Origin of the sequence: Pseudomonas sp. NPDC089918, from assembly GCF_050280605.1 — a bacterium.
Lineage (GTDB): Bacteria > Pseudomonadota > Gammaproteobacteria > Pseudomonadales > Pseudomonadaceae > Aquipseudomonas.
Genome location: NZ_JBNNVP010000058.1, coordinates 23,648 through 33,910 on the forward strand (window position 1 = coordinate 23,648; position 10,263 = coordinate 33,910).

Below are 10,263 nucleotides of genomic sequence, written 5' to 3' on the forward strand. Positions count from 1 at the left end.
ATCATGGCGAGAAAAATCAGTTATCAGCAGGCAATCAATGAAGCTCTGGCCCAGGAAATGCGCCGCGATCCCACCGTGTTCATCATGGGGGAAGACGTCGCTGGCGGCGCCGGTGCTCCCGGTGAAAACGACGCCTGGGGCGGGGTACTGGGCGTGACCAAGGGCCTCTATCACCAATTCCCCGGACGCGTGCTTGACACGCCGCTGTCGGAGTTGGGTTATGTCGGTGCCGCGGTAGGCGCAGCGACCTGCGGCGTACGCCCGGTGTGTGAATTGATGTTTGTCGACTTTGCCGGTTGCTGCCTGGACCAGATCCTCAATCAGGCGGCCAAGTTTCGCTACATGTTCGGTGGCAAGGCCTCCACTCCGTTGGTGATTCGCACCATGGTCGGCGCGGGCCTGCGGGCAGCGGCCCAACACTCGCAAATGCTCACATCGCTGTGGACCCACATCCCCGGGCTGAAAGTCGTCTGCCCGTCGTCCCCTTACGACGCCAAGGGCCTGTTGATCCAGGCTATCCGCGACAACGACCCGGTGATCTTCTGTGAGCACAAACTGCTCTACAGCATGCAGGGCGAGGTACCGGAAGAGCTCTATACCATCCCGTTCGGTGAAGCCAATTTCCTGCGCGATGGCAAGGACGTGACGCTGGTCTCCTATGGGCGCACGGTGAATACGGCGATGGAGGCAGCCCGCAGCCTGGCCGCGCGAGGCATTGACTGCGAGGTCATCGACCTGCGCACCACCAGCCCGCTGGACGAAGACAGCATTCTCGAAAGCGTGGAAAAAACCGGGCGCCTGGTGGTGATCGACGAAGCCAACCCGCGCTGTTCCATGGCCACCGACATTTCGGCCCTGGTGGCGCAAAAAGCGTTTGCCTCGCTCAAGGCGCCAATCGAGATGGTGACTGCGCCGCACACACCGGTGCCATTCTCCGACGCCCTGGAAGACCTCTATATCCCTGATGCGGCGAAGATCGAAAACGCCGTGCTCAAGTTGATCGAGTGGAGCAAGCGTTCATGAGCCAGATCCATACCCTGACGATGCCCAAGTGGGGCTTGTCGATGACAGAAGGCCGGGTCGATGTCTGGCTCAAGGAGGAGGGCCAGGCGATCGCCAAGGGCGATGAAGTACTCGATGTGGAAACCGACAAAATTTCCAGCAGCGTCGAGGCGCCGTTTTCCGGTGTGTTGCGTCGGCAGATCGCGCGCCAGGATGAAACCCTTGCGGTCGGTGCGTTGCTCGGCATTGTGGTCGACGGCGAAGCCAGCGAGGCCGAAATCGATGCGGTGATCGAGCAGTTTCAGGCCGCGTTCGTACCGGGTGACGGAGCCGAGGTAGACAGTGGGCCGAAGCCGCAGAAGGTCGAACTGGACGGGCGGCTGATCCGTTACTTCGAGCGCGGCGAAGGCGGGGTGCCGTTGCTGTTGGTGCATGGGTTTGGCGGTGATCTGAACAATTGGATGTTCAATCATGAAGCACTGGCTGCCGAACGCCGGGTGATCGCTCTGGATCTGCCAGGCCATGGCGAGTCGACCAAACAGCTGGAACGCGCAGACCTGGATGAGCTGAGCGGCGTGGTGCTGGCATTGCTCGATCACCTGGACATTCCCGTAGCGCATCTGGTGGGTCACTCCATGGGCGGCGCGGTATCACTGAACACTGCGCGTCTGGCTCCACAACGGGTACGTTCCCTGAGCTTGATCGGCAGCGCCGGTCTGGGCGCGGAAATCAACGGCGATTACCTGCAAGGTTTCGTCGAGGCGGCCAGCCGCAATGCCCTCAAGCCACAGCTGGTGCAACTGTTCTCCGACCCCGAACTGGTCAATCGGCAGATGCTCGAAGACATGCTCAAGTACAAGCGCCTGGAAGGGGTGGACGCGGCCCTGCGCCAGCTGGTTTCGGGATTGTTCAAAGAAGGACGGCAACAGTTCGATCTGCGCGACGTGGTGCAAGAAAGCCGGCAGCCGGTGTTGCTGATCTGGGGCGGTGACGACGCGATCATTCCTGCGGCCCACAGTGCCGGCCTGACAGCCCGGATCGAAATCCTGCCGGGCCAGGCGCACATGGTGCAGATGGAAGCGGCCGAGCAGGTCAACCGGCTGGTTCTGGACTTTGTGCAACAACACTGATGCTCCCATGGCGACCTTTTGCGGATCGCCAAGGCCAACGACTTCAAGGAGATTTCAACATGAGCCTTTCAATTGATCCTACTCGCCGCATGCGTGCCGCTGTCTGGCATGGCCGTCACGATATCCGTGTCGAAGACGTTCCGCTGCCCGTGTCGCCACCTGCGGGTTGGGTCCAGATTCGCGTGCAATGGTGCGGTATTTGCGGCTCCGACCTGCATGAATACGTGGCCGGGCCAGTGTTCATCCCGGTGGATGCGCCACACCCGCTGACCGGAATCAAGGGGCAGTGCATTCTCGGTCATGAGTTCTGTGGCGAGATCGTCGAAATCGGAGCCGGTGTTGAAGGGTTCAGTGTGGGCGAGCCGGTGGCAGCCGATGCCTGTCAGCACTGTGGCACCTGTTATTACTGCACCCATGGGTTGTACAACATTTGCGAGAACCTGGCCTTCACCGGGCTGATGAACAATGGTGCATTCGCCGAGTTGGTCAACGTGCCGGCCAATCTGCTGTACAAGTTGCCGGCCAACTTTCCCGCCGAAGCCGGGGCGCTGATCGAACCGTTGGCCGTGGGCATGCACGCGGTGAAAAAGGCCGGGAGTGTACTGGGGAAAAATGTGGTGGTGGTTGGCGCGGGAACCATCGGCCTGTGCACCATCATGTGTGCCAAGGCTGCTGGTGCGGCCCAGGTCATCGCCCTGGAAATGTCGGGAGCGCGCAAGGCCAAGGCTCTGGAGGTTGGGGCGAGCCATGTGCTAGACCCCAATGAATGTGACGCTCTGGCAGAGGTACGGCGGCTGACCGGCGGACTTGGGGCGGATGTCAGCTTCGAATGCATCGGCAACAAACACACGGCCAAGCTCGCTATCGACCTCATTCGCAAGGCCGGCATGTGTGTGTTGGTGGGCATCTTCGAAGAACCCAGCGAGTTCAATTTCTTCGAGTTGGTCGCCACCGAAAAACAGGTGCTGGGTGCGCTCGCCTACAACGGCGAGTTCGCTGACGTGATTGCTTTTATCGCTGATGGCCGGCTGGACATCACACCGCTGGTAACCGGGCGCATTCAACTGGAACAGATCGTCGGGCAGGGCTTTGAGGAATTGGTCAACAACAAGGAGCACAACGTGAAAATCATCGTTTCACCCGCTCGAATCTGAGGCCACCTGAGGCGTGCGGCCACGAAACATCCGTGAGAGGCCCACTCTGGACTACGCTTTGGAATCCAGGCTGGACGATCAGGTTCTTTCAGAACTTTGAAAAAACCTGATCGTTCGCCAAGTACTACAGGGAGTTATCGCCATGACGTTTTTGCATTGCACGCAATCCTCCTCACATCCCCTTTGGATGAGTAATGGCACGAAGACCCGGATGCACCGCGACAGGGGCATTCTCGCCCGTGTCGGCATCCTGAGCGTTTTTACCCTCAGCCTGCTGCCCACTCTGGCCATTTCAGCGACCTCCACTGCGACTTTCACCGTCTCTGCAAGCATTGTGGCCGGCTGCGGGATCAGCGCCTCGCCCTTGGCCTTCGGCGCCTATACGGGTGTGCAAGCCGATGCCGAGTCCAGCCTGTCGGTCAACTGCACCAACACGACAGCGTATAGTGTGGGCCTCGGTGCCGGGACGAGCGGCGGCACCGCGACAGCCCGGCAGATGTCCGGCACTCCAGCAGGCATCCTGTTCTATGCGCTGTACTCGGACGCCACGCGGGCGATCAACTGGGGCGACACCGGTGGCACGGGTCTCATCACTGGAACCGGCAGTGGCGCCGCCCAGGTAATCCCGGTCTATGGTCGGGTGGCGGCGGGGCAGCTTCTTCCGCCGGGCACCTATGCCGACACAATGACGGCCACCATTACCTTTTGACCTTGAAGACCGTGGTCAAGCACGGTTTTTTCCTTCAAAAATCCTATCGATACCTGATACACACGAAACATGCCCCTTCGTCGCAAAGGTGCGGATTTGACGTGTTGTTTCCCACTTGGATGCTAACCTCAGCCTGCGAATAACCCCTTAAAGGGAATGGGAATTTGAATGGGCTAGGGGTTTTGGCGGTCATGAGCACGATGCTCAGTACGACAGCATTGGCGGCGCAGCTTCAGGTTGAGGTCCGGGTCAATGTGCAGCGCGGTTGCCAGTTGGTTGGCCAACAGCGTGAAGCGGGTATCGAGCAATTGGGCGTCCTCGACTTCGGCACTACCGCCCGCCTGGACGATCCTTCAGGGCCATTGAGTGCAGCATTGCTTGACACACGGCTGCCACGCCTGGAATGCAATCCCGATACCCCTTACCAATTACAGGTCGACGGCGGACTTCATGGCGGCGTCGGCGAGGTCCGTTATCTGGCGGGCAGTGCAGAGCACAGCAAACCCATTCCTTATCGCCTCTATCAAGACGCTGCACGGCAGATTCCGCTGCCGGTGAATGTGCTCTTGAGTGGGCGGGTACCGGATTCAGGTACGGTGGATTTGCCTCTGTACGGCCGTATCGAACGGCTGGCCGAGATCCCCCGCGTCAGCCGTTATTCCGATCTCTTGAAAGTGACCGTGAGCTGGTAGCAGGCATTGAGTGACACCTGTCCGATGGATTCGGGCAGTACAAGGAAACGTCGTTCGTAAATGGACGGCCACTGTTTGAATCCTGATGGAATTAGGATCGGTGCAAGACAATGAAAAGTTGGGTGGTGATGACCCTTGGCACAGTTTTACTACTGGCCGAGGAGGCGCAAGCGGCGATCAGCGGGCAGATTGATGCGCGGCTGATCATCATCGCCAGTTGTGCAGTGACCAATGACATAACCAATAGCGACGGCAGTCCGATCGGTGATGTCGGCCTGTTGGATTTCGGCTCGCAAGGTCCGACCTGGACCAAGCCGATCAATGCCAACCTGAGCGATGCCGGCAACGGCACGCTGGAAGTCTCCTGCAACTCTTCGGTGACCGGTTTCACGGTGACCATCGACGGCGGCACCCATGCCGACGGCACCACGCGGCGCCTGGACAATGCTACCCAGACCATCCCTTATCAATTGTTCCTCGATGCTTCCGGTGGCGACAGCCCGAAGTCCAGCGTACCGAAGTTCACCCCGCTGGTTCCGCCAGCACTGACTTTCTAGTGCGATGCAGTCCTGCCGCGCTGATCCTGATCGGCGCGACTGGTTTGCCTCTGCCGCTGGCGGCGGACACCAGTCAGAGTTTTCAGGTCAGCGCGACCGTGACGGGGGCATGTCTGGTGATGGGCGGGGTTTCCACTTACGGAAAACTCGATTTCGGCACTCAATCGGCGCTAGCGACCAACATTGTGCAAGTGCAATTGAGCGACGGCGTGCAGTTGCAATGCACGCCGGGCGTGAGCCTGAACATGAGCGTCGATGGCGGCCAGTACAACAGCAACGGGCGACATCTGCAGCTTGATGACGGCAGTGCCCGTATGGCCTATCAATTATTCAGTGACGCGGCCTTCAGTGAGAGCCTGGGCATCGGTCAGAGCGTGGCCGTGGCCTACAGCGATGCGAACAACATCCGATTGCCTATCTACGCACAAGTACAGTTACCGGGTGATCAGCCCGGAGGAATTTATAGCGACGTGCTGCAGGTGCAGCTGTCGTGGTAGCTCGGTAGTTCGGGCATAAGGAGCAGGCATATGTATTCACCTTTGCGCAGGTTACCGGCCGCGCGTTGCGCTGTGCTGGCAATGGCATTGCTGGGCGGGGTCAAGGTGCAGGCGGCCAGTTCGGTGTTGATCTGGCCGATCGATCCGGTGCTGGAGGCCGATCAACAAGCGAGTGCGTTGTGGCTGGAAAATCGCGGCAACGAGACGGCGAATCTGCAGATCCGCGTGTTTGCCTGGAGCCAGAGTGGTTTCAGCGATCAGTATCAAAACCAGCGCGATGTCATTGGCAGCCCGCCGGTCGCGAAAATCGAACCCGGGCAGAAGCAACTCGTGCGCCTGACCCGTACCCGAGATATACCGCCGGGGCAGGAGTTGGCCTATCGCATCATTATCGATGAAATTCCCGCGGCCAGACCCGTGACGGCTGAAGATGGCAAAACCGCTGCCGCCATCCGGTTTCAAATGCGTTATTCGGTGCCGCTGTTTGCCTACGGCGCCGGTCTGTGGAGCAAGGAAGACATGACCCGTAAACGCGACCCCAAAGGCGCCGGGGCGCCTGATCTGAGCTGGCGCAAAGTGGCGGTCGATGGCCGTTCCTACGTGGAAGTGCGCAATCAGGGCGCGGTGCATGCCCGGTTGACCGATGTCGCGTTCAAGCAGGGTGGTCAGACACGGCCGCTGGTTGAGGGACTGCTCGGCTATGTGCTGCCGGGGGCGATCATGCGGTGGCCGACACCGGCGCCGATCAGTGCGGACCAGGCCTTGCAAGTGCGGGTCAATGGTGCGCCGCAGGTTCAGAATATTGCACCGGGACGGTGATAGCCCGGTGATAGGAACAGTGTGGCGAGGGCGCTTGCTCCCGCTCGGCTGCGAAGCAGTCATAAAATCTGCAGCCGCGTTCTACCCGATAAAACGATGTCGCTGATGTTAGGGCCGCTCCGCGACCCAGTGAGCAAGCCCCCTCATCACAAGTGTTGTGCGCATCTCTTGATCGCCACAGTAAGGAAATGTCCATTGACGGACGTAAAGCGGTGATGAGCCAGGATTGGGCTCGCAGTATCAAGCGTCCGCTGTGGGCCGCGATTGGCCTCTACTGTCTGGTATTCGCCCACCACGGCCTGGGGGCAGAGCTGCCGCCAGCCCCCATCGGCATGGAGGCAATTGTCGACGCGCAATTGTTTCTGGAACTGATCGTCAATCAAATGGAGACCGGGCGTGTGGTGGCAGTGGAGCTGCGCGGCGGGCGCTTCTTTGTACCGGTCGCGGCGTTACGCGAAATCGGTATGAAATTGCCGCAAGAACTCAACGCTGAGGTCGCCCTCGACAGTCTGCAAGGTTTGACAAGTGACTACGACAGTCAGGGGCAGCGGCTTTTGTTGACGGTCCCGCCGGACTGGTTGCCGGAACAATTTGTCGGCAGCCAAGAGGCGTATCCGCGCACTGCGGCGTTGAGCAGTTTTGGCGCCTTGCTCAACTACGACTTGTACCTCAATGACACCGACGACAGCGGCACCTACCTTGCGGCCTGGAACGAAGTGCGACTGTTTGACAGTTGGGGCACGCTGTCCAACACCGGGCAATACCGGCGCACGATTTCCGGAGTCAGTAACGACACACTGAACAATGGTTATCGGCGTTACGACACCACCTGGCGTTATTCCGATGATGAACGCCTGCTGACTTACGAGGCGGGCGACCTGATCAGTGGTGCCTTGCCCTGGAGCAGTTCGGTGCGCCTGGGCGGTGTGCAAGTGTCGCGTGATTTCGGCGTGCGCCCGGACCTTGTGACCTACCCGTTGCCGCAGTTCGCCGGGGAGGCGGCGGTACCTTCATCGGTCGACCTGTTCATCAACGGCTACAAGTCCAGCAGCGCCGAGTTGCAGCCCGGTCCCTACACGCTGACCAACGTTCCGTTCATCAACGGTGCGGGCGAAGCAGTGGTGGTCACGACCGATGCCCTCGGTCGACAGGTCTCGACCACCGTGCCGTTTTATGTCACCAGCAACCTGCTGCAAAAAGGCTTGATGGATTTCTCGGTGGCCGCCGGTACCCTGCGCCGTGACTTCGGGATCCGCGATTTCGGTTACGGTCCGGGTGTGACCTCCGGCAGCCTGCGTTACGGTCTGAACGACAGTCTGACCCTCGAAACCCATGCCGAGGCCTCGGACGCGCTAGCCCTTGGTGGCGTTGGCGGCAACCTGCGCGTGGGCAATTTCGGCGTGCTCAACACGGCGGTCAGTCAAAGCCGGTTCGACGGCAATAGCGGTCAGCAAGTCAGCCTCGGTTATCAATACAGCAGTCAGCACTACAGCGTTGCCTATCAGCGTATGCAGCGCCGTGACCAGTACGCCGACCTGACCGTGGTCGACAGCCCCTATGTCAGCCTCAGCCAGCGCAGCGAGCAGTTGACCCTGAGCGTCAGTCTCAATGGCTGGGGCAGCCTTGGCGCAGGCTATTTCGATGTGCGAGCGGCGGATGATTCGCGCACCCGGTTACTCAATCTGACCTGGAGCAAGCCCCTGTGGCGCAATACCAGTTTTTACGTGTCGGCCAATCGCGAGATCGGCGATAGCGACTGGGCGATGCAGGCGCAACTGGTCATCCCGTTCGACCTGCGTGGCACTCTGAGCATGAGTGGCGAGCGCAGCAAGACCGGCATAAGCCGTCAGCGCGTCAATTACAGTCGCGCGGTGCCTAGTGCAGGCGGCGTGGGCTTCAACCTCGGTTATGCCCACGATGAAGGTCCGGATTATCGCCAGGCCGACCTGACCTGGCGCCTGCAGTCGGTGCAATTGCAGGCAGGGGTTTACGGCAGCAGTGATGCCGAGACTCGCTGGGCCGATGCCAGCGGCTCGCTGGTGTGGATGGACCATCAAGTGTTCGTTGCCAATCGTATCGATGATGCTTTCGTCGTGGTCAGTACCGGTGGCTTTGCCGATATACCGGTGCGTTACGAAAATCAACGGGTGGGCCAGACGGATAAGAACGGTCATCTGCTGGTGCCATGGAGCAGCGCTTATTACCGCGGCAAATATGAAATCGATCCACTGAATTTGCCGACCAATGTGCAGAGTTCGAATGTTGAACAACGAGTCGCGGTGCGCCGTGGCAGTGGTTACCTGCTGGAGTTTCCACTGAGCCGGATCATTGCCGCGAGTGTTGTGTTGGTGGACGCACAGCAGCACGAATTGCCCTTGGGCAGCCGCGTGCGGCACGAGCAGAGCGGGACGCACGCCGTGGTCGGTTGGGACGGGCTGGTTTATCTGGAAAACCTGGAAGAGCACAACAGTTTGCAGGTGACCTTGGACGATGGCCGGACTTGCCAGGCGCAGTTCACGCTGGACATGCAACAGGATCAGGTGCCGTTGATCGGGCCGCTGCTGTGTCAATGAAACCGCATTGAATAGAACAGGGAGGTGGGTGTGCAATTTTTTGACCGATGGCCGGGTAGAGTGATCAGGCTGATGGCGATTTTTCTGCCGTGTCAGGCTTATGCCTTGTGCGAGGTGGCCAGTACTTCACCGGCGGGTTTTGGCTCGCTCAGTTCGATCGCGGTGCGTACCACTTTGCAAACCAGTTCCACCACCCATGCCGGTTTGAGTTGCACCGGTTCGTTGGTATCGCCGTTGACCAGCGATGATCATTTTTACGCCACCATCACGTCTGCAACCGCAGGGGTGGTCGGGCCAACCAGTGATGTGATTGGCTACACACTGTTTGCCAACAACAACAGCAGCAGCTATCCGATCACTCGCGGCGTAGCGTTCGACTTCGCCCGACACTCGATCATCGATGACCTCGGCCTGCTTTCCAATCCAACGGTTGCCAAGGCTGTACCGATCTATCTGAATACGATCATCGGCAGCAACGTGGCGGCCGGGATTTACTCTGAAACCCTCAACATTTTCTGGAGTTGGGATTATTGCCATGACTATGGTGGCGGTGGCAGCTGTCAGGGGCGAGACATCAACAGCGGTACCACGAGTCTGACTGTCAATATGACCGTGGACAACGATTGCACGATCACTGCGCCGAACATCAGCTTTGGCAGCGCCTCGGCAATCAGCTCCTTCTCCACCGTCACTGGCCAGACGATCAACCTGGTCTGCACCAAGGGCAGTGCCTACACGGTGGGGCTGGACGATGGTCAGCATGCTGTCGGCGTGGGCGGGCGCAGGCGCATGATCTCAGGCGGCAATTACTTGGATTACGACATTTTCAAGAGTGCCGGAAGCACTCGTTGGGGCAGTGTCAGCACGGCGCGTCGCACAAGTTCCGATGCCGAGGTCAACCCCGGCAACGGCTTGGGCACTGGCAGTCAGATCTTCAACTACAACGCCAAAATCTACCTCGACCAGAGCACGCCGCCACCGGGAACCTACATGGACAGCGTGTTGCTGGATGTGGGGTTCTAGTACGAGATTCCAGTGTCTAGTCCTGAAATAGGTTTACACCTGTTTCACCCTAACGCCCGATGCACCGCATCGGGCGTTTTGTATTTCAAAGACAGGTGCGGACGCTC

Annotated in this window: 9 protein-coding genes and 1 pseudogene; all 10 read left to right on the forward strand. The window is 59.5% G+C overall.

All coding sequences use genetic code 11. The features are described from left to right. Positions 1-3: 3 nt before the first annotated feature. The 10 genes and pseudogenes from ACQKPC_RS27585 (at position 4) to ACQKPC_RS27630 (ending at position 10,156) form a co-directional block, all read left to right on the forward strand. Complete coding sequence (locus tag ACQKPC_RS27585) at positions 4-1,023, forward strand: alpha-ketoacid dehydrogenase subunit beta (RefSeq protein ID WP_123494889.1); 1,020 nt, start codon at positions 4-6, stop codon at positions 1,021-1,023. Continuing rightward, entirely contained in the window at positions 1,020-2,132 is a 1,113-nt protein-coding gene (locus ACQKPC_RS27590) for an acetoin dehydrogenase dihydrolipoyllysine-residue acetyltransferase subunit (RefSeq protein ID WP_427627746.1), read from the forward strand. Before ACQKPC_RS27585 ends, ACQKPC_RS27590 begins: the two co-directional genes overlap by 4 nt. Before the next feature lie 89 nt (positions 2,133-2,221). Further along, complete coding sequence (locus ACQKPC_RS27595; protein ID WP_427627757.1) at positions 2,222-3,286, forward strand: 2,3-butanediol dehydrogenase; 1,065 nt, start codon at positions 2,222-2,224, stop codon at positions 3,284-3,286. Between the two features lie 211 nt (positions 3,287-3,497). After that, entirely contained in the window at positions 3,498-3,995 is a 498-nt protein-coding gene (locus ACQKPC_RS27600; protein ID WP_427627747.1) for a Csu type fimbrial protein, read from the forward strand. 191 nt (positions 3,996-4,186) lie between these two features. After that, entirely contained in the window at positions 4,187-4,687 is a 501-nt protein-coding gene (locus tag ACQKPC_RS27605) for a Csu type fimbrial protein (protein ID WP_192344530.1), read from the forward strand. Positions 4,688-4,797: 110 nt separating this feature from the next. Continuing rightward, positions 4,798-5,187 (forward strand): annotated as a pseudogene (locus tag ACQKPC_RS27610) (spore coat protein U domain-containing protein); the annotation flags it as partial. Positions 5,188-5,243: 56 nt separating this feature from the next. Next, the gene (locus tag ACQKPC_RS27615; protein ID WP_318652675.1) at positions 5,244-5,741 is read left to right on the forward strand and encodes a spore coat U domain-containing protein; all 498 of its coding nucleotides are present in this window, start codon (positions 5,244-5,246) and stop codon (positions 5,739-5,741) included. A gap of 30 nt (positions 5,742-5,771) precedes the next feature. Continuing rightward, on the forward strand, positions 5,772-6,560 hold the full coding sequence (locus tag ACQKPC_RS27620; protein ID WP_427627749.1) for a fimbrial biogenesis chaperone: 789 nt from the start codon (positions 5,772-5,774) through the stop codon (positions 6,558-6,560). Between the two features lie 215 nt (positions 6,561-6,775). Continuing rightward, positions 6,776-9,133: a fimbria/pilus outer membrane usher protein gene (locus tag ACQKPC_RS27625; protein ID WP_427627759.1), complete on the forward strand. Its 2,358-nt coding sequence runs from the start codon at positions 6,776-6,778 to the stop codon at positions 9,131-9,133. A gap of 72 nt (positions 9,134-9,205) precedes the next feature. Next, positions 9,206-10,156: a Csu type fimbrial protein gene (locus ACQKPC_RS27630; protein WP_427627751.1), complete on the forward strand. Its 951-nt coding sequence runs from the start codon at positions 9,206-9,208 to the stop codon at positions 10,154-10,156. Positions 10,157-10,263: the final 107 nt, after the last annotated feature.